This is a genomic window from Tessaracoccus luoxuelianae (assembly GCF_055326245.1).
Map to the genome: position 1 here is coordinate 141579 of NZ_JBUZNO010000003.1, position 18916 is coordinate 160494.

Genomic DNA, 18916 nt, shown 5'->3' on the forward strand with positions numbered 1-18916 from the left:
GTGTGACCGGCCGCCCTACCCCCGCGACAGCACCTCCATCTGCTGCACCACCAGCTTCACCGCCTCCTCGGAGCGGTCCGGTGGGTACTTGTACTTGCGCAGCAGCCGCTTGATCTTGGCCCGGATCGACGCGCGCACGTCGTCACGCACCGTCCAGTCCGTCTTCGCGTCGCGCCTGAGCATCTCCACGAGCTCGCGAGCGATCTGCCCCAGCACGGGCTGCCCGAGCACTTCGATCGCCGAGTCGTTGGCTGCGACGGCGTCGTAGACGGCCAACTCGTCGGTGCCGAGCGGAGGGTCGAACTGCTCCCCGCGCCGCGCTTCCGACGCGATCTCCTCGGCCGTACGCCACAGCTCGAGCAGCACCTCAGCGGAGGTCAACTGCCCGTTGGTGTAACGGTTGATGACGTCTGCCACTCGGTCGCCGAACGTCTGCTGCCGCACCAGGTTCCGGCCCGACACGCGCGCGGCTTCCAGCAGCAGCGCGGCACGCAGCGCCTCGATGGCCAGTTGCGGGTTCTGCGATGCCTGCGCCTCCTCCAGCACCGACGGCGCCAGGTGGTCGAAGTCCGGCGGGGTGATATGAGCCATCTCGTAGATGTCGATGACATCGCGCGAGTCGGTGGAGTCCTCGACGACGGCGAGCAGTGCGCGTGCCACCTCCTCCGGCACCGGCCGCCCGGTGGCCTCGCGCTCGGCCGCGTCGAGCTTGGCCACCCAGGCTCGCACCTCCACGTAGAACCGCACCTCGTCGGCGATGCCGGCCAGGTTGTCGGCACCGGCCGAGAGCGCCCACGCGCGGCCGAGCTGCGTGGTGAGGTGCCGGTAGCGGTCGGTGAGCGTCGCGTGCCCCTCCGCGACCCGGTTGCCCGGGTTGCGCGGGTCCCGCAGCCAGGCCGTCAGCAGCCGGGCGGCATCCATCCAGCCTCTAGGTGTGCCGAGCTTGGCCCGCCAGTTCACGGGCCGGACGAGGTCGCGGAGTTGCTCGACGAGGGCCCGCGCCAGCTCGACCGCCTCGCCGACGTCGCGGCCCATGGGGCGCTCGCGCTGATCGGAGAGGGTGTACTCGGCCAGGGCGTGGGCGAGGTTGTCGGTGAGGGGTGCGTAGGCCACCAGCAAACCGGCGGACTTTCCGCGGAATGTTCGGTTGACCCGGGCGAGGGTCTGCATGAGGAGGGCGCCCTTGAGGGGGCGGTCGAGGTAGAGGGTGTGCAGCGGCGGCGAGTCGTAGCCGGTGAGCATCATGTCCTTGACGATGACGAGCTCCAGGGGGTCCTCGGCGGTGGCGAGCCGCTTCTTGATCACCTTGTTCTCGGACTCGCGGCGGACGTGGTTGCTGATCGGGGGCTGGTCCGAGGCCGTGCCCGAGTAGACCACCTTGATGCGGCCGCCGTCGATGGCATCGGCGTGCCAGTCCGGCCGCAGCTCGACGATGGCCGAGTACAGGTTGGCGGCGATCTCCCGCGTGGCACACACGATGAGGCCCTTGCCCGGCCCCTCGATCTCGGTGATGACCCGGGCCCGCCGCTTCTCCCAGTGCTCGACGATGTCCGCGGCCAGAGTGCGCAGCCGCTCGGGCGCGCCGTAGATGGAGTTGATGACTGCCACCGACCGCTCGACCTGGTCCCGCTCGGTCTCGTCGAGGTCGCGGGTGAGCTCGTCGGCCGCGGCGTCGAGCTGTTCTGAGGTGACGCCGTCGTCGAACCCGACGGTGACCAGGCGAGGCTCGTAGTAGACGGGCACGGTGGCGCCGTCGGCGACGGCTCGGGTGAGGTCGTAGATGTCGATGTAGTCGCCGAACACCTCGCGCGTGTTGCGGTCGGTGAAGCTGATCGGGGTGCCGGTGAACGCGATGAGCGTGGCGTTGGGGAGGGCGTCGGCGAGGTGGCGGGCGTACCCGTCGAGGTCGTCGTAGTGCCGCAGCTGGGACGCCTGAAGCCCGGGCTCGAGCACGTCTCGATGCCCCAGGCGATGGGCAACATCCCGTTCATGACCCGCTTCGCGACGTCGATGATGAAGAAGCAGATGGAAGAGCTCGAGGTGCCCGACGTGCCCGACTTCATCGACCTGCTGCACGCCGCCGGTGCCCACATGTACGCTTGCAAGCTGACCTTCGACATGATGAAGATGATCGAGGCCGACCTGCACCCCGGCGTCGAGGGCGTCATCAGCGCCACCGACTTCATCGAGATCTCCGAGGGCGCGCAGGTCATCTTCGTCTGACCCTGCCGCTCGCATCGCGCTGGCCGTCCCCATGGGCGGCCGGCGTGAGTTACAGCGGCGCCTGGCGCGCGGAGCCATAACGGTATTCGTTAAACGAATCGTTACAATGTAACACCCCGCAGGGCCCTCCCTTGAGCCCGTCAGGCGCCACTCAGAGCCAGCGGGATCACCTTGGCGCCGGGCAGTCGTGCCAGGTCGGCGCCGTCAAGCAGAATCTTGCTCCCCCGGACCCCTCCCCCGATCACGACCGGCCCCGCGCTGACGACGGCCTCGTCGATGAGGATCGGCCAGCCGTCGGGCAGCCCCACCGGGGTGATCCCTCCCTGCGTCATCCCGGTCAGCTGCTCCACCGTCGGCTGGTCGGCGAACGACATCTTCCGCATGCCCAGCTCCTTGCGGACGGTCTTGTTGACGTCGGCGCGGTCGACCGCCAGCACCATCACGGCAGCGTGGACGGTCTCCTCGCCGCGTCGCCCGAAGACGATGACGCAGTTGGCCGACGCCTCGAGCGCAACGTCGTACCGCTCGCAGAAGGCGGCGGTGTCGGCGAGCGCCTCGTCGATCTCGGCGACCCGCGCGTCGGGCACGCGATGCGACGCCTGCGCGACGGGGTGGGCGACCAACTCGGGATGGTCGGCGAGCGGCTTCCAGTCCAGGTTTCCTTCGGCAGATGGCATGCCGTCGAGACTACTGCGCGCTTCCGGTGGAGCCGCGCGGCGGGAGCGAATCGATCGTCTCCACGACCACGAGGTCGACCAGGTAGAGCATCAGAGCCACCCCGATGATGGCCATGACCGCGAGCCACAGCACCCAGCCGCCGGGGTTGAGGATGATCAGCACGGCGGGGATCAAGAGCCAGACTGAGGCGAGCAGGCTCCGGGGCAACTTGCCGAGCGCGAGCAGTGCGGCCAACTTCGCGGTGCGGGCGAACCCCTCCCCCCGAGAGGCCAGTGGGAAGAACCAGACAGCCCAGAGAGTCACCAGGATGGCCCCGGCCAGCACTCCGGCCTGGGCCACCAGCGCAGCGCCACCGTCCATGCGGCCGAGCGCCCAGTACTCCCAGCCCAGGACAGAGCCGACGGCGAGCAGCAGCAGCCACCCGAAGGTCGCCGTCCTCCACGTGCGGGTGAAGTAGGAGAAGTAGGTGCGGGCAGGTTTCGCCCCCTCCTCACGGACCATCTCCAGCAGAGTGCCGTGGGCCGCGGACAGCGCAGCCCCCGCGGTCACCACCGGCAACGAGCAGACGATGGTGAGCGCGTTGACGACGACGACGTCGGCCGCGAGGCCGAGCGCCTGCCAGGTCCGCGAGTTGGGGTCGACCACTCAGCCCTTGACCGACCCGGCGACGACGCCCTCGATGATGTGCTTCTGCGCGAACAGATAGAACACGATGATCGGGACCACGGCCAGCACGAGCATCGCCATGAGCGCACCCATGTCGCGGTTACCGTTCGAGCCGACGAACTGCTGCACCACGACCGGGATGGTCTTGAAGCGTGTCGACAGGCCGATGACCAGGTAGGGCAGCAGGTAGTCGTTCCAGATCCACATGGCGTTGAGGATTGCCACCGTGATCGTCACGGGCTTGAGGATGGGCCAGACCACCTGGAAGTAGGTGGTCAGCGGTGAGCATCCGTCGATATAGGCGGCTTCCTCGATCTCCAGGGGGATCGACTTGACGAACCCGGAGAAGATGAACACCGACAGCCCCGCACCGAAGCCGAGGTAGAGCACCATCATGCCGACCGGGTTGGCCAGGCCGAGGGCATCGGCGAGCTTCACCGTCGGGAACATCACCATCTGGAACGGGATGACCATGGAGAAGACGAGCAGGTAGTAGATCAGGGACGTCCACCACGTCTTCACGCGCGTGATGAAGTACGCCAGCATCGCCGTCAGGAACACGATGATGAGCACCGATCCGATGGTGATGACGAACGACCAGAGGATGGCCTCGAAGAAGTTCTGCGCCTGGATCCCGGTGATGTAGTTGCTGAACCCGGCCCACATGTCCCCCAGCGGCACCGCGAAGGGGTCCGACGAGATGGAGAACTTCTGCTTGAAGGAGTTGAGGACGATGAAGACGATCGGCCCCAGAAACAGGCCCACGAGGGCCACCAGCAGCGCGTAGATGAGGATCTTGCCCACCGGGTCGCGGCGCTTGCCGCCGGCCTCGGCCGCCGGGGGCGTCGTCGGTCCAGCGACCGGTACGGGGGTAACTGTCTGCGGTTGCGTGCTCACGCCTCAACCTCCCTGCTCCGGGTGGCGCGCAGCTGCAGCAGCGCGATCGCCACGACGACGATGACAAATAGGACGGCCTTGGCCTGGCCGACGCCCTGCCGACCGATCTGCGAGAACATCGTCTTGAAGATGTCCAGCGCGACCATCTTGGTCTGGTCCATGGGGGCGCCGTCGGTGAGCGCGAGGTTCTGATCGAACATCTTGAACGCGCTGGACAGCGTGAGGAACAGACAGATGGTGATCGTCGGCATGATCATGGGGATCGTCACGTTGCGCAGCGTTTGCCAGCGGCCGGCGCCGTCGAGGGCCGCTGCCTCGTTGAGCTCCGGCGGCACGTTCTGCAGTCCCGCAATGTAGATGACCATCATGTAGCCCACCTGCTGCCAGTTGACCAGCAGGATGAGGCCGATGTAGCCGTACTTCCAGTCGGCCACCAGGGTGGTCCCGTAGTTGGCGAGGACCGCGTTGATGATGACCTGCCAGGTGTAGCCCAGCACGATGCCACCGATGAGGTTCGGCATGAAGAAGATCGTCCGGAAGACGTTGGTGCCCTTCAGCTTCTGTGTCAGCAGCTTGGCGATGCCGAAGGCGAAGAGGTTGACGGTGATGACCGACGCGACGACGACGAGGATCGTGAACCAGAACGAGCCGAGGAACCCGTCAGCGGGATCGAGCGCCCGACGGTAGTTGTCCAGGCCGACCCATTCGGCGTTGGTGATCGTGGTGAATTTCGTGAACGACAGGTACAGGCCAATGACGAACGGTGCCAGGAACGCGATGATGAAAGCGACCGACGTTGGCAGCACGAATAGCGGGAAGTACTTCTTCAGGGATCTCTGCATAGTGATTACTCCGTTCAACCCCGCCCGGCCGCGATGCCGAATGGGGTACTGGGGCGGGCCACTGTGCGTGGCCCGCCCCAGATGTTAGCCGACGGTCAGTTGCCGCCGACGGCAGCCTTCTCGGTGGCCCAGTTGGCGACGACCGCTTCCTCGACCTCAGCCCACTCCAGGTTGCCGGAGGCGTACTGGGCGAGGAGCTGGGCGAAGTCGTCCTTGAACTTGGCCGAGGGCATCGTGGTGAACACCCAGGGCACGGCGGTCAGGGAATCGTCGCTGATGTAGCGGTTGATCTCCTTGGCCAGCGGGTCGGCCGGCGTGCGATCGCCGAAGGACTTGAACGGAGCGATGAAGCCGAGATCCTCGGTCACGTAGTTCATGCCGTCTTCGTCGGTGAACAGCCAGTTGACGAAGTCGATGGTGGCCTGCTGGTCGGCCTCGGTGGCCTGGCTGTTGACGGCCATGAAGGCCTCAGTGCCGACGTTGATGCCCAGGTCTTCTTCACCCTCGACGCCCGAGTAGATGGGGAGGAACTTGATGTCTTCCTCAGCCACTGCGTTGCCCTCGATGTCCTTGATCTGGCTCCAGGCCCAGTTGCCGTTCTGCACCATGGCAGCCTTGCCCGTGGCGAACTCGGCCATGGAGTCGGTCACGGTCTTGGACGGTGCGAGCGTCTTCTCGACGGTTGAGTTGGTCAGGTAGAGGTCAAAGATGTTCTTGAACTCGTTGCTGTGGGTGAACTCGATCTCCTCGGCGTCGGTGATCTCCTTCTCCTGGTACTCGTGGTACAGCGGGGTGTTGAACAGGTGCGTCTGCCAACGCCAGGCCTCACCGGTAGCCAGCGACGTCGACGCGAACACGCCGTCGATGCCGAGGTCGGCCTTGCGGGCCTGCATGTCGTCGGTGACTTCCTTGAGCTTGTCGAAGTTGTTGATCTCGTCCATCGAGGCGGCCTTGGCGCCGTCCATCTCGAAGTAATCGCGCATGATCGCGTCGTTGTAGATGATGCCGAAGCCCTCGACGGCCAGCGGCACGCCGTACACGGTGCCGTCCTCGCCGGTGAGCGCGAGGCCGGGATCGCTCAGGTCCTTCGCGAAGTCGGTCTCGCCGAGATCAGCGGCGTACTCCTGCCAGCTGACGAGGCCGACGGGGCCGTTGATCTGGAACAGGGTCGGGGCGTCCGACTTCGTCATCTCGGCCTGCAGGGTCTGCTCGTACGTGCCGGAGGCGGCGGTGACCACCTTGACCTCGACGCCGGTCTCTTCGGTGTACTTCTCGGCGATCTCGCCGTAGGTCGCCTCCGACTCGGGCTTCCAGTTGAGGAAGTAGACCGAGCCCTCAGCATCGCCGCTGGCGCCTTCGTCATCGCCGCAAGCGGCCAGCGCGCCGACGGACAGTGCCGCGACCGCAAGGAGCGCGATGGAGCGCTTCAGGTTCTTCATGGGGTTCGTACCCTTCTAGGTGACGTTGCGGCCCGCCCTCTTGAGGAGCGCGGGGAGACGTCGTCAGCGTCACCGCTGACCACGTCGATGGCTCGACACTAACGGTCCTCGCGGCGAATTGGCACGTTAGCAAGGTCACAATTCGGCAACGATTTGAACGAGCAAACTTGCACGCCTTGACGGATACCACTGGGGGTATTGGGCCGCGTGTGGCAGACTGGTCGAATGCGTCGCCATCTGAACCTCTCCCTGCAGACCCTGCGGTCCTGGTCCGCCAGGCGATGGGCGGGCGCCGCCGTGGCCACCCTCGTCGTAGGGCTGGCCCTGGGCGTGGTCACGGTGTTGATCCCGAACCCAATCTTCGGCCGCGAGATCCCGCCCACCGCGTGGAGCTACCCGGCCTGGATCGTCACCTCGGTCCTGTCCGGCATGCTCATCGCCACGTACTTCCGCAGCGGACCGAAGGCGACCGCGGACGCAGAGGACGAGAAACTCTCCGTCTGGGGCACCGTGGGCGCCTTCGGGGCGTGGTTCGCGATCGGATGCCCGGTCTGCAACAAGATCGCCCTGCTGGCCCTCGGCTACACGGGTGCACTGACCTACTTCGGGCCGCTCCAGCCCTGGCTCGCGGCCCTGTCCCTGATCCTGCTGGCCGTCGGGCTGGTATTCCGCCTCTCGGGCAGCATCGCCTGCCCAGTCCCTCAGCGACGCCGCGTCTCCGTGGCGCAGCCGAGCTGACGAGGCCAGCAGACCTCAGGCAGCGGACAGCGCCTCCATCTGCTGCACCACCAACTTGACGGCCGCCTCCGAGCGGTCCGGCGGATACTTATATTTGCGCAGTAGGCGCTTGATCTTGGCCCGGATCGAGGCGCGCACGTCGTCACGCACCGTCCAGTCCGTCTTCGCGTCGCGCCTGAGCATCTCCACGAGCTCGCGAGCGATCTGCCCCAGCACGGGCTGCCCGAGCACTTCGATCGCCGAGTCGTTGGCTGCGACGGCGTCGTAGACGGCCAACTCGTCGGTGCCGAGCGGAGGGTCGAACTGCTCCCCGCGCCGCGCTTCCGACGCGATCTCCTCGGCCGTACGCCACAGCTCGAGCAGCACCTCAGCGGAGGTCAACTGCCCGTTGGTGTAACGGTTGATGACGTCTGCCACTCGGTCGCCGAACGTCTGCTGCCGCACCAGGTTCCGGCCCGACACGCGCGCGGCTTCCAGCAGCAGCGCGGCACGCAGCGCCTCGATGGCCAGTTGCGGGTTCTGCGATGCCTGCGCCTCTTCCAGCACCGACGGCGCCAGATGGTCGAAGTCGGGCGGGGTGATCTGAGCCATCTCGTAGATGTCGATGACGTCGCGCGAGTCGGTGGAGTCCTCGACGACGGCGAGCAGCGCCCGCGCCACCTCCTCCGGCACCGGCCGCCCGTCCGCCTCCCTCTCTGCGGCATCCAGCTTCGCCGCCCAGGCGCGCACCTCAACGTAGAACCGCACCTCGTCGGCGATGTCGGCGAGGTTGTCCGCACCTGCGGACAGCGCCCACGCGCGGCCAAGCTGAGTGGTGAGGTGCCGGTACCTGTCGGTGAGCGTCGCGTGCCCCTCCGCAACCCGGTTCCCCGGATTGCGCGGGTCCCGCAGCCAGGCCGTCAGCAGCCGGGCCGCGTCCATCCAGCCTCGGGGGGTGCCGAGCTTGGCCCGCCAGTTCACGGGCCGGACCAGGTCGCGGAGTTGGTCCACCAGCGCGCGGGCCAGCTCGACCGCCTCGCCCACGTCACGGCCCATGGGGCGCTCGCGCTGATCGGAGAGGGTGTACTCGGCCAGGGCGTGGGCGAGGTTGTCGGTAAGCGGCGCGTAGGCCACGAGCAGGCCCGCGGACTTCCCCCGGAACGTGCGGTTGACCCGGGCAAGGGTCTGCATGAGCAGCGCACCCTTGAGCGGCCGATCGAGGTAGAGGGTGTGCAGCGGCGGCGAGTCGTAGCCGGTGAGCATCATGTCCTTGACGATGACCAGCTCCAGCGGGTCCTCGGCGGTGGCGAGCCGCTTCTTGATCACCTTGTTCTCGGACTCGCGCCGCACGTGGTCGCTGATCGGCGGCTGGTCCGAAGCGGTGCCCGAGTAGACCACCTTGATGCGGCCGCCGTCGATGGCATCCGAGTGCCAGTCCGGCCGCAGCTCGACGATGGCCGAGTACAGGTTGGCGGCGATCTCGCGAGTCGCACACACGATCAGGCCCTTGCCCGGCCCCTCGATCTCGGTGATGACCCGGGCCCGCCGCTTCTCCCAGTGCTCGACGATGTCCGCGGCCAGAGTGCGCAGCCGCTCGGGCGCGCCGTAGATGGAGTTGATCACCGCCACCGACCGCTCCACCTGGTCCCGCTCGGTCTCGTCGAGGTCGCGGGTGAGCTCGTCGGCCGCGGCGTCGAGCTGCTCGGCGGTGACGCCGTCGTCGAACCCGACGGTGACCAGGCGAGGCTCGTAGTAGACGGGCACGGTGGCGCCGTCGGCGACGGCTCGGGTGAGGTCGTAGATGTCGATGTAGTCGCCGAACACCTCGCGCGTGTTGCGGTCGGTGAAGCTGATCGGGGTGCCGGTGAACGCGATGAGCGTGGCGTTGGGGAGGGCGTCGGCGAGGTGGCGGGCGTAGCCGTCGAGGTCGTCGTAGTGGCTGCGGTGCGCCTCGTCGACGATGACCACGATGTTGCGGCGCCCCGACAGCAGCGGATGCTCGCGCCCGGCCTCGCGCTCCTGCTGGGTGCGGCCGAACTTCTGCAGCGTGGTGAACAGAATGCCGCCGGAGTTGCGCTCGGTGAGCGCGGCGCGGAGCGCCTCCCGGGTGTAGACCTGCTCCGGCTTCTCGGGGAACAGCTTGGACGCGGCGAATCCGTCGAAGAGCTGACCGTCGAGCTCGGTGCGGTCGGTCACCACCACGACGGTGGGGTTCTGCAGCCGCGGGGTGCGCAGCAGGAGGTTGGTGTAGAACTCCATCTCCAACGACTTGCCTGAACCCTGCGTGTGCCACACGACGCCGGCCTTGCCGTCGCTCTCGACAGCCTGGACCGTGCGCCCCACTGCCTTGGTGACGGCGAAGTACTGGTGCGGCTTGGCGGTGCGCTTGAGGATGCCGCCCTCCCCCTCGGCGAAGGCGGTGAAGTTGCGCATGAGCTGGCCGAAGCGCTCGAGGTTGGCTACGCCGTCGAGCAGCGATTCGAGCGCGGGCGCCTGGTCTGCGAGCGGGAGGCCGTCGTCGTCGACGTTCCATTCTGCGAAGTGGTTGAGCGGGGCGAACGGGTTGCCGTACTTGGCCAGTACGCCGTCGCTGATGAGCGTGACCACGCACGCGCGGAAGGCCATGGGGAACTCGCGCAGGTAGGTGGCGAGCTGGGCGTGGGCGGTGGCGACGGTGGCGGACTGGTCGCCGGCGTTCTTCAGCTCCACGATGCCGACGGGCAGGCCGTTGCAGTAGAGGACGAGGTCGAAGCGGCGGTGGGCGTCGCGGTCTCGGACGATCACCTGGCGCGCGGCCAGCCAGTCGTTGGCCGACGGGTCCGGGTCGATCAGCCGCAGCGTGGGGGTGCGCTCCGTGCCGTCGGGCTCCAGCCAGCTGACCCCGCGGTAGCCGTGCACCATGAGCTCGTGGAGGCGCAGGTTCTCCGACGCCGCATCTTGCGACGCGGGCGAGAGGATCTCCGTGACGGCCTGGTCCAGCAGTGTCGCGGGCACCGCCGGGTTGAGCCGGGCCAGCGCCGCGCGGAAGTCGACGACGAGCACCGGGTCCGCGGCCGAGGCGCGGCGGGCGTTGAGCTCGGAGCCGTGAACCGGACGCCACCCGAGCTCGCCCAGGTAGTCGTGGGCGAGGAGTTCGAGGTCGTCTTCGAGCATGAGCCCTAGTCTGCCCGCATGCCCGTCCGCATCCGACGCGGCGTGCGAGAAGGCCCGTTATCGGTGGCCACGGCTTCAAGCATGAGATCCACGGCGTCGCCCATTCCGTACCGGACTCTCAACGTGTCCAGGAGTTCGAGCGTGCCTCGCGGCGGGTTCTGGTAGCGCACTGCGAGCGTCTCTACGGCTCGGACAGCCATGGGAGGTGCGACGGAGACGGTGTCGAGCGCGAATCGTGCCGCTGACAAAGCGTCCAAGCCTGTCGGCAGCTTGTCTGAAGGCAGGTCGCGCAAGTTGTCGCTGACGATCACACCGGCGCCCCCAACGACCGCTGCGGCGACCAAGTGTTCATCGTTGGGGTCAGGTAGTTCGTAGGAGCCCACCAGCGGCTCCCATCCCTGGACGCACGCGTCATCGAAAGCCCAACTCATCTGTTCGATCAACCGCCGGGAAGCCTCCTCTGCTTCGTGTTGTTTCGCTCCGCGCTTCACGCGCTTCGCGGTCTCTGCCCAGGTCAGCTCGTCCAGCACCGCCTGGGACCAGATTGGACGGTAAAGGCCTTCGATGGCGAGGCTGAGTAAGAAGTCGCGCTGAAAACTGGGCCAGAGGACCGAGGTGTCGAGGAGTGCGGTGAACATTCCTCCCAGATCAACGCTTTCTCTGTCCGGCGAGTGACTGCCGTGCGGCTCGCAGCTGGGCGATGACGTCCGCCGGGTCGTCCTCGTCATCGATATCGACCGCCGTGGCCTCGAGCATCGCGTACTGACGCTGGCGGCGGCGGTCGCGATATTCGAGGACGTCACTCAGAAGGAGTCGCCGGCGCGACCCATTCCGTTCGGCGCGGAGTTCGCCGGAGTCGATCATCCGGACCACAGTCGGCCGCGACACACCCAGCAGGTCCGCCGCCTGCTGCGTGGTCAGTTGAGGCTCCGTGGGTGTCACGGTCACCGCCTTACCGGCGGCGAGTGCGTCCACCACTTGCACAAGAATCCCGTAGAGGGACTCGGGCAACTCGATCTGCTCCCCCTCGCCGCCTCCGATCAGCAGGAACCGGGCGGGCGGTACCGCCCCTCTACGTTCAGCATGGGCCTCGATGAAACTGTGAACCTGTGCCAGTTCTTCGCTCTGTTCAGGGACGTAGGTCTGGGGTGCCATAGCCGTGCTCATCACGCAACCTCCTCGTTACGATCAAAGTGTACGCGCTTTCGAAACGTTCGTTTACCATCCACGCACCACGCCGATTTACTGACGTGGAATGCAGTTGCCTGACCGGGGCAAGGTCATTCGCTGCGAGGCTGGCCGCCCACCGAGAATCCTCCACCCTTGAGAAAGGCTGGGTGGATCACGGAGAACACGTCGCGCAGCACGGAGGCAGCCACGGCCGCGGCGTGCGTCGCCTCGCTGACGGGGAGCACCAGCCGATATGCCGAGGTGTGCCTGCTGAAGCGCCGCAGCCCACACTTCCGCAACGCAGACATGTCGGCCCGGGTCAAGTGATAGGCGCAGGCCAGGACATCGTTGCCCTCCACGATGACGCCGACCTCCCCCTCCCAGGCGAGGGTCATGACGGAGGGGATGGCTTCCATCCCGTATCCGCCGACCTCGTCGTCATCGTCTACATAGCCGTCGTCGATACTCGCCAGCAGGTGCTGCCCTGGACGCAACTCCCGCACCGCGGCTGCGTACTCCTGCTCGAACCTGCCCCACGACGCTTCCACCGTGGCGTCCAGATCGATCACGTCGTCCATGAGGACCTCCTACCGTTCGCGTGCCGACCCGAGTGTCGACTCCTGACGCCGACGCTAGGGCGCAGGTACGACAGTTCCACCCCGGTAAACTGCGTCGTGATTGGACCCCCCTCACGCACGGCCCTACGTTCGGAAGGCGGCTTGTGAACAGCCCTATCAGAAGCAGGGACGGCAGCGTCCACGTGACCGACGAGCGGTTCAACACCCTCTCGCACCTGGTGGCCTTCTGCTTCTCCGTCCTGGGGACGGTCCTGCTGGTCTCCCAGGCCATAGACCAGGGAGATCCGTGGAAGATCGTCGGCTTCAGCATCTACGGGCTGGCACTCATGACACTCTTCGCGGCGAGCACGCTCCACCACGGACTCGATCGAGGCCCACGAATCAACGAGGCACTACGGACGCTCGACTACGCATCCGTCTTCACCCTGATCGCCGGCACGGTCACTCCCCTCGTGCTGGTGCTCTTCCGCAGCGTGTACGGATGGGCGGTGTTCGGCGCGGTGTGGGCCGTCGCGATCCTGGGGATCGTGCTGCGCTCAGTGTGGCGACGAGTCCCGAAGTACGTCACCAACACCCTCTACATCACGCTGGGCTGGATGACCATCGCGCTGTTGGGCGCGGACGTCTCGCTCCCGCCGACCGCACTGGTCCTGCTGGCGGCGGGCGGCCTGGTGTACAGCGCGGGCTTCGTGATCTACGTGATCGAGCGACCGAACCCGTGGCCCGGGATATTCGGCTTTCACGAGATCTGGCACGTGCTCGTGGCGGTGGCGGCGTTCCTGCACTACCTCTTGATGTACTTCTACGTGTTGCCCGCGTGATCTGGGACTGTGGCTACCGGTTCAACCGCGGCCGAGCGCGGAGGAACCATGACCATTGGTTCGTCACGACGTCGGTGATTCCAGCGTGACGCGAGCCGGCGCGCTGCCGGACCAAGCCGATACGGCAGGCTTCGAGTTGTCCACAGAACATTACTCCCGACTTGAACAGGCCACCAGAAAGGCGTACCGTGGGCAATGCCCCAGTGGGGCAATGCAACCGCGGGTCAAGTGTTACATTTCTCGCGGAGGGGAAGGACTCACATGAACACGGACGTTTTCAAGAGCGTCGGCGAAGCACTTGCTGACGAGCGCGGACGCCTGCCCATGGCCAAGACCGGCGTTCGCAAGGACGATCGGTACGCAGTAGCGGTCAACGACGACGGGCAGATCCTGCTCACCCCCTTGGTCTCGATCCCCCGCCGCGAGTTGATCGTGTGGGAGAACCAGATGCTGCGCGAGTCCCTGGCGCGGGGCTTGGCGGAGGCGGCGGCAGGCGTGACCCAGAGCCTCGGCAGCTTCGCCCAGTACGCCGACGAGGACGTCGAGGACTAGCCCGGTGGAGCTACGTTTCACCGGGGAGGCCACCAAGGTCTTGAAGGATCTTGCGGACTCACCGAACTACTCGGTGAAGCTGAAGAAGGTGCGCAAGACCTTGGGGCTCCTGGAGCAGAATCCTCGGCACCCGGGGCTCAACTCCCACAAGTATCAGTCAGTCAAGTCGGTGGATGGCTCGGACTTGTGGGAGTCCTACGTCGAGAATCACACGCCCGGCGCATGGCGCATCTTCTGGATCTACGGGCCCGGTGACGGGCACATCACCATCGTGACCATCGGCCCGCACCCCGACTGATCTAGGCTGCGGTCATGGGGGAAGCTTCTTCACTTCGAGATGGACTGATTACTCGTGCCCTCACGGCCTACAGCGATGCCTGCACCATTCCGACCCTGACTCCGTCGTGCCCCTACTTCAGGGAGGGTCCCCAAGGGCCAACGTGCGCGGAGGAGTGCCGTGACACGCTGCTCGAGCTCGGTGTCTCCAGACCCACCACTTCGGTGAATGTGCTCGGAGGACTGGTCATGACCGGCGTCTCGCGGCCCATTGAGATCGCTTCGGGCGCTTCCCTCTTCGACGCTACGGAGGCCATGCTCCGCGATCTGGACTCACCGGTTGCGGGCGCAAGCACGACCGCACTGCTGCTCCGGCTGCGTACGCACGCCGCGACACCGCCAATCGCTCGCACCACATCGGATGAGGACTTCCTCGGCATTTGGGGCGAGTTGTCTCGGCGCGGGCTGGATGTCGTCCCCATCCTGCGTGTCGGGGTCTCACCTACCGTCGCGGACGTCATCACGCAGATGATCACCGACCTCCCCGCGTCAGACGCCTGGCGACGACTCTGGGAGAGATGCCTTGATCGCAACTCGAGTTCCCACACGTACGGCGCTTGGTTCGCGACGCATGTGACCGAGTGGCTCGCGCGTCTGGTCGAGACGGACCTGCATGGGTTCCTAGGGTGGCAGGCGCCGGCGGAGGCGCTGTTCAGTAATCTGCCACCCACGCTTCCCGAGCCCGAGGCACTCTGGCTGTGGGAACGGTTCACAGTGACTCACTTGTCGAATTGGACCACGAGTAGCCTCGTCATGGAATGGGGATACTCGCGCGGCAGGATCGGTACTCAGTGCGGGGAGCGCGTCCTCGCTGCGAGGACTATCAGTCCTACCGACGTTGCCGCCGTGGCCCTTGACCGCTTGGCCGAGTCCACACCTCAGACCTTCCCGCAGACACGCGACCTGAGCACTGATCAGTTCGTCAGCGAGGCTGTGCGCCACCTCCAGGAGGGCCGGCCTGAGGAAGCCGCTGAGATCTTCACTGCGCTGGCTTTCATGAACCCAGCGGACGGAGAGGCTCTCAACAACCTTGGGTTTTGCCTGATCCCCCAAGGCGCAGCACAAGCGGTGGGACCACTGGACCGGGCGTCGCGCCTCCCGCTGAGGCAGCCAGAGCTCAACACCGCCAACCGTGCGTTCGTGCGCCATCTCCTCGGGCGCGACGCCGAAGCTCTGGCACTGCTGAAGGGCGTTCGGGCCCCCGACGCCGACGTGTTCGCCTGGTGCGAGCCAGAGTGTGGTTCCTTCTCGCTCCGGTCTATGCGGCTTCCTGTCTATGTCGACGACCTGCATCAGCACATCAGCAGCCGCCTCGCGGCCACTGCTGACTGACCTCACTGTCATTCACTGCACATCACTGTTGTTCAGTGAGCACTCAGTGATGTGCATTGAGGGCGAATGTCGTTGTCGCTGACTAGTGGACGCCACCCGAGCGCTCGTAGCGGGTATCACGCACTCCCTGGGAGCCGATCATCACGACGTCCCCAGTCTCTATGAGCCTCTTCAGTGCGTACCGAACCTGCCCTTCAGTGAGGCCGGTAGCCTCGACGAGCTCGTGGAGCGTCGCCGCACGCTCCATCGCGGCAAGAATCGAGTCTGAATGCTTGACGCGTGGTCGAGGGGCACCCGTATCGTCGAGGCGTGGCGGCCTTGAAGGAGCCGTTTCCAACACCTCCACTTCCTCCTGCGCAGATGAGGCCAGCGAGGGTGAGATTCGATAAGACGTCTGCCGACGTTCGCCGTCGGCCACCGCAAGCCCGGCCTCGACGAGCCGTTGCAACAGCTTCCGGGCCGCCGTCGAGTCGATCGGTGCGAACTCCTGCCGGACGCGGACGTTGCTCCAGACTCCCCCGTGCTTCATCGACACAAGGACGGCCCGTTCCTCACTTGAGAGGTCCACATCGTCGGTGACGTCCTGAAGCCACACCAGGTCCGCGTCCTCCACCAGGGTGTGTCTGGAGATGATGACGGTGAACTGGAGCCCGTTGTCGATGAACCGTGGCGGACGGAGTCCTGCAGCAGTGAGGGCTTGAATCGCCTCGCGAATCCCGCCCCCCTCCCCTTCGATGACTCGACTCGCGTCAGCCATACGTACGAACTTGCAGATCTCGTAGAGAACCGGGTTGACGGCGCTCTTCGCGCCTGGGCGCCCGAGTTGGCTCTCCGAGACGCCCCAGAGACCTCCGGGGCTCGTGATGACCAGTTGATCGTTGAGGAGCCGGATCTCCACCCGCTTCGAGTCGGTGATGGGACCCAGGTTCCTATGGACGAGGGCGTTGGCGACTATCTCGCGCACGGCTCTCATCGGGAGTTCTGAGCGGTCGACGCCATGGCCCCTGTCGTCGTAGCCCATGGTGGTGCGCGTGTTGCGGAGCACCCAAGCCATGGCCTCGTCCAGCAGGTCAGGTATGGGCCCGATGAGGTGAACCAGGTCTCGAGTGCGGGGACCATCCGAATCACGCGGCGGCACGGCGGCGGCGGTAATTCCAAGGCTCGGCGAACCCGACTGTGGGAACTGGCCCATGGCATAGAGACCGGCCAGGGTGACCTCGCCCGAACGCGTCGTCACGCCCGTGTGAAGGAGGATCTGTTCGTCAGTGGCTGCTGCATAGCGACGCGACGCGGCGCGCGCGGCGGCCAGATACGAGGCGACCAGTCCGCCGTCAAGGTCGTCGGCCGATGAGCTGGGAACAGGCTGGCGGTCAGGATGGGTGGGCTGCTTGGCCTGGGTTTTGGCCAGCTCGAGTTGGGCGAGTTCCTGCTCGCTCATCACGTAATCACCATCAGTCTGGCGGAGATACGCCTTGCCGCCGTGGCGCGCAGGCCGCTGGTCGAGTGGCAGGCCTATCACCTCGACGACGAGCACGGGCTTGCCCGACACCCGAAAAGTCTGGAACTCGCACCGCAGGGGCGGGACGACGCTGGTTCTTGCCTGATCGGAGACCGCCTGTTCGAGGGCGGCGACGCTCGTCAGATCCACTGGCACGAAACCTGCCGCCTCATCGAGCCCGAGGATGATTGTTCCTCCTTCGGGCATGTTGGCGAAGGCACACAGGGTTGACCCCAGCGTTGGAGCACCGCCGGCAGCTGACTTCACTTCGATCTCCGCGCTGTCGGCTCGCCGCTCCCGAAGCCCGACGATCGCATCCTGAAGACTCGCGCTGTCCCACTTCACAGTTGAAACATACGACACAAGACTTGGGTTTTCAAGTTTTACAGTCTTTCAGAGTCATCGTGTGTCTTCTCCTGTGAACCCAGCTTTCACAACGTGCAACGCTAACAACGGTGAGAGCTTCTACTTTCACTCTCGTCGACTCACACTGTCAGTGTCCTTCAGTGTGTTTCAGTGTCGATCAGTGTGGTCACACTCTCACTTCACTGACAACGATCCGCATCTGCGTAGCGGCGTTCGGCCGAGTGAGCGCGAGGTTCGGTCAGGCGCGTAGATCGACGCAGAGCTTGTTGCCACGGTTGTAGTCGAGCAGCCGGGTGCGGTGCATCTGGAACACCGCGAGCCCCGGGGAGATGCCGACCTCCTGCGCCACGCGACGGATATCGCCGTCGCGCTCGAGTCCATCGAAGGGCTCGATCCCGGACTCGCCGAAAAGCGTTGCCATCGCGAACTGGTTGGCATGCTTCTCCGCGTGCGAGTTCCGAGTCTTCGACGAGGTGAACTCCAGATGAATGTCGCCGCGGGGGTCGTTCAGGATGTGGCCCAGCTCGTGGAAGAGCGTCCAGATGATGAAGCCGTCCTTGCCCCGGCGGCCGGTCTGCTGGATCAACGGGTGCCGGCCGTCGATCCAGCGAGTGACTCCGTGCAGCGGGAAGCGAGCCGGAGGGTCGACGAGCTGGAGCGTGACCCCGACAGTTCGGAGCAGAGCGCGCAGGTCGTCGATCATGCGCTCGTCGGGGGCGGCGACGCGGCGCCGCAGCACGGGGAGCAGCGCTCGCAGACCCTCCTCGTCGTAGGCCAGGGTGCGGGCCGCCTCGTACTCGGGGGTCAGCTCACCCGCGCGTAGCCAGGCCATCAACAGCCCCTGATCGACGGCGTCCGCGGACTCCTCCAGCGCCGCGAGCTGGAACTCTCCCCGGAACTGATCCGCCACCAGCTCCCGGTAGGCGGCCACCGTGCCGCAGCGATGGAAGCGCAGGAAGTCGGCCACCAGTTGCGTCCTGTTCCTGGCCGTCGCCGTCGTGGCCCCGAGCGATCGCAGGTACGTTGCCACACGCGCATCGACCACGTCGACGTCCGCCTGAAGCTGCTGGGCATCGTGTAGTCGGGCGAGGTCGGCCCGGTAGGCGGCCTCGAAGCGCAGCCAGGAATCGGCGGGGATGCCGGTGACCCGTTCCAGCTGGATGGCCGCCTCCGCGGAGATCGGGGCGCGACCCCCGGCGATCTCGTTCACCCGCTTCCGGCTCCAGCCCAGCCTGTCGGCCAGCTGCTGCTGGGTGAAGTGCTCGTCGTTGAGCCACTCGGCGAGGTACTCCCCCGGCGCGACCGCATAGTTCCTGTCCACGTCCCCTCCCCTCTAGTGGTAGTCCCGAATCTCGATCACCAGGACCGAAACCTCGCCGCCCTCGACGCCGTCATCCTCGACGATGAGCCGCCAGTTGCGACTGAGGTCCCCGGCCCATTGACCAGAGCGATTGGCCGTCAACGGGTGCCACCGGCCAAGTGGATCCAACGTCTGCACATCCTCCAGTGACGTTGCCGCACTCAAAGCGTTGATTCGCAGCCTCAGTTTCGGAGCCACCGACCCGCGTTTCCGCTTCATCTCTCGCTCGTCGCTGCACTCCTTCTGGAGCTGGTTCGACGAGTAACGAATCCTCACGATCTGTAACCT

Annotated in this window: 19 protein-coding genes; 6 read left to right on the forward strand and 13 right to left on the reverse strand. The window is 66.0% G+C overall.

Annotated features, from left to right (window positions below):
• Positions 1–15 precede the first annotated feature (15 nt).
• Positions 16–1953 (reverse strand): type I restriction endonuclease subunit R, encoded by a 1938-nt coding sequence (locus tag ACZK39_RS05695; protein ID WP_463612795.1) that lies wholly within the window; start codon positions 1951–1953, stop codon positions 16–18.
• A 36-nt stretch (positions 1954–1989) separates the two neighbouring features.
• Between ACZK39_RS05695 and ACZK39_RS05700 the strand changes: the two genes are divergently transcribed.
• Complete coding sequence (locus ACZK39_RS05700; protein ID WP_220491004.1) at positions 1990–2223, forward strand: DsrE/DsrF/DrsH-like family protein; 234 nt, start codon at positions 1990–1992, stop codon at positions 2221–2223.
• Between the two features lie 140 nt (positions 2224–2363).
• Here the strand turns inward: ACZK39_RS05700 and ACZK39_RS05705 are convergent, their stop codons facing one another.
• From ACZK39_RS05705 to ACZK39_RS05725, 5 genes are all read right to left on the reverse strand, one after another.
• Entirely contained in the window at positions 2364–2900 is a 537-nt protein-coding gene (locus tag ACZK39_RS05705) for a YbaK/EbsC family protein (protein ID WP_459055788.1), read from the reverse strand.
• A gap of 10 nt (positions 2901–2910) precedes the next feature.
• Positions 2911–3546 (reverse strand): MusI family membrane protein, encoded by a 636-nt coding sequence (locus tag ACZK39_RS05710; protein WP_182800876.1) that lies wholly within the window; start codon positions 3544–3546, stop codon positions 2911–2913.
• A complete protein-coding gene (locus ACZK39_RS05715) occupies positions 3547–4464 on the reverse strand; it encodes a carbohydrate ABC transporter permease (protein ID WP_182783418.1) in 918 nt (305 codons plus the stop codon).
• On the reverse strand, positions 4461–5306 hold the full coding sequence (locus tag ACZK39_RS05720) for a carbohydrate ABC transporter permease (protein WP_182783420.1): 846 nt from the start codon (positions 5304–5306) through the stop codon (positions 4461–4463). The genes ACZK39_RS05715 and ACZK39_RS05720 overlap by 4 nt, the downstream gene beginning before the upstream one ends.
• Positions 5307–5401: 95 nt before the next feature.
• The gene (locus ACZK39_RS05725) at positions 5402–6745 is read right to left on the reverse strand and encodes an ABC transporter substrate-binding protein (RefSeq protein WP_182783422.1); all 1344 of its coding nucleotides are present in this window, start codon (positions 6743–6745) and stop codon (positions 5402–5404) included.
• A 225-nt stretch (positions 6746–6970) separates the two neighbouring features.
• Between ACZK39_RS05725 and ACZK39_RS05730 the strand changes: the two genes are divergently transcribed.
• Positions 6971–7483 (forward strand): hypothetical protein, encoded by a 513-nt coding sequence (locus ACZK39_RS05730; protein ID WP_463612796.1) that lies wholly within the window; start codon positions 6971–6973, stop codon positions 7481–7483.
• 15 nt (positions 7484–7498) lie between these two features.
• On the opposite strand, the gene ACZK39_RS05735 is transcribed toward ACZK39_RS05730, so the two are convergent.
• From ACZK39_RS05735 to ACZK39_RS05750, 4 genes are all read right to left on the reverse strand, one after another.
• Positions 7499–10615 (reverse strand): type I restriction endonuclease subunit R, encoded by a 3117-nt coding sequence (locus ACZK39_RS05735; protein ID WP_463612797.1) that lies wholly within the window; start codon positions 10613–10615, stop codon positions 7499–7501.
• Between the two features lie 5 nt (positions 10616–10620).
• A complete protein-coding gene (locus tag ACZK39_RS05740) occupies positions 10621–11253 on the reverse strand; it encodes a PIN domain-containing protein (protein WP_463612798.1) in 633 nt (210 codons plus the stop codon).
• Between the two features lie 10 nt (positions 11254–11263).
• A complete protein-coding gene (locus ACZK39_RS05745) occupies positions 11264–11782 on the reverse strand; it encodes a helix-turn-helix domain-containing protein (protein ID WP_459055783.1) in 519 nt (172 codons plus the stop codon).
• 113 nt (positions 11783–11895) lie between these two features.
• Positions 11896–12363 carry a TY-Chap domain-containing protein gene (locus ACZK39_RS05750; RefSeq protein ID WP_463612799.1) on the reverse strand — a complete coding sequence of 156 codons (468 nt, stop codon included), beginning with the start codon at positions 12361–12363 and terminating at the stop codon, positions 11896–11898.
• 143 nt (positions 12364–12506) lie between these two features.
• Here ACZK39_RS05750 and trhA point away from each other — a divergent pair, with 143 nt between their 5' ends.
• From trhA to ACZK39_RS05770, 4 genes are all read left to right on the forward strand, one after another.
• Complete coding sequence (gene trhA / locus ACZK39_RS05755; RefSeq protein WP_182783430.1) at positions 12507–13184, forward strand: PAQR family membrane homeostasis protein TrhA; 678 nt, start codon at positions 12507–12509, stop codon at positions 13182–13184.
• 261 nt (positions 13185–13445) lie between these two features.
• A complete protein-coding gene (locus ACZK39_RS05760; RefSeq protein WP_182783432.1) occupies positions 13446–13736 on the forward strand; it encodes a hypothetical protein in 291 nt (96 codons plus the stop codon).
• A gap of 4 nt (positions 13737–13740) precedes the next feature.
• Positions 13741–14034, forward strand: coding sequence for a hypothetical protein (locus tag ACZK39_RS05765; protein WP_182783434.1), 294 nt, complete (start codon positions 13741–13743; stop codon positions 14032–14034).
• A gap of 227 nt (positions 14035–14261) precedes the next feature.
• Positions 14262–15404, forward strand: a complete 1143-nt coding sequence (locus ACZK39_RS05770; RefSeq protein ID WP_459055780.1) for a tetratricopeptide repeat protein — start codon at positions 14262–14264, stop codon at positions 15402–15404.
• 82 nt (positions 15405–15486) lie between these two features.
• Here the strand turns inward: ACZK39_RS05770 and ACZK39_RS05775 are convergent, their stop codons facing one another.
• The 3 genes from ACZK39_RS05775 to ACZK39_RS05785 form a co-directional block, all read right to left on the reverse strand.
• Complete coding sequence (locus ACZK39_RS05775; protein WP_463612800.1) at positions 15487–17247, reverse strand: ATP-binding protein; 1761 nt, start codon at positions 17245–17247, stop codon at positions 15487–15489.
• Positions 17248–17506: 259 nt separating this feature from the next.
• Positions 17507–18589, reverse strand: a complete 1083-nt coding sequence (locus ACZK39_RS05780) for a helix-turn-helix domain-containing protein (protein ID WP_463612801.1) — start codon at positions 18587–18589, stop codon at positions 17507–17509.
• A 12-nt stretch (positions 18590–18601) separates the two neighbouring features.
• Positions 18602–18904, reverse strand: coding sequence for a type II toxin-antitoxin system RelE/ParE family toxin (locus ACZK39_RS05785; RefSeq protein ID WP_463612802.1), 303 nt, complete (start codon positions 18902–18904; stop codon positions 18602–18604).
• Positions 18905–18916 lie beyond the last annotated feature (12 nt).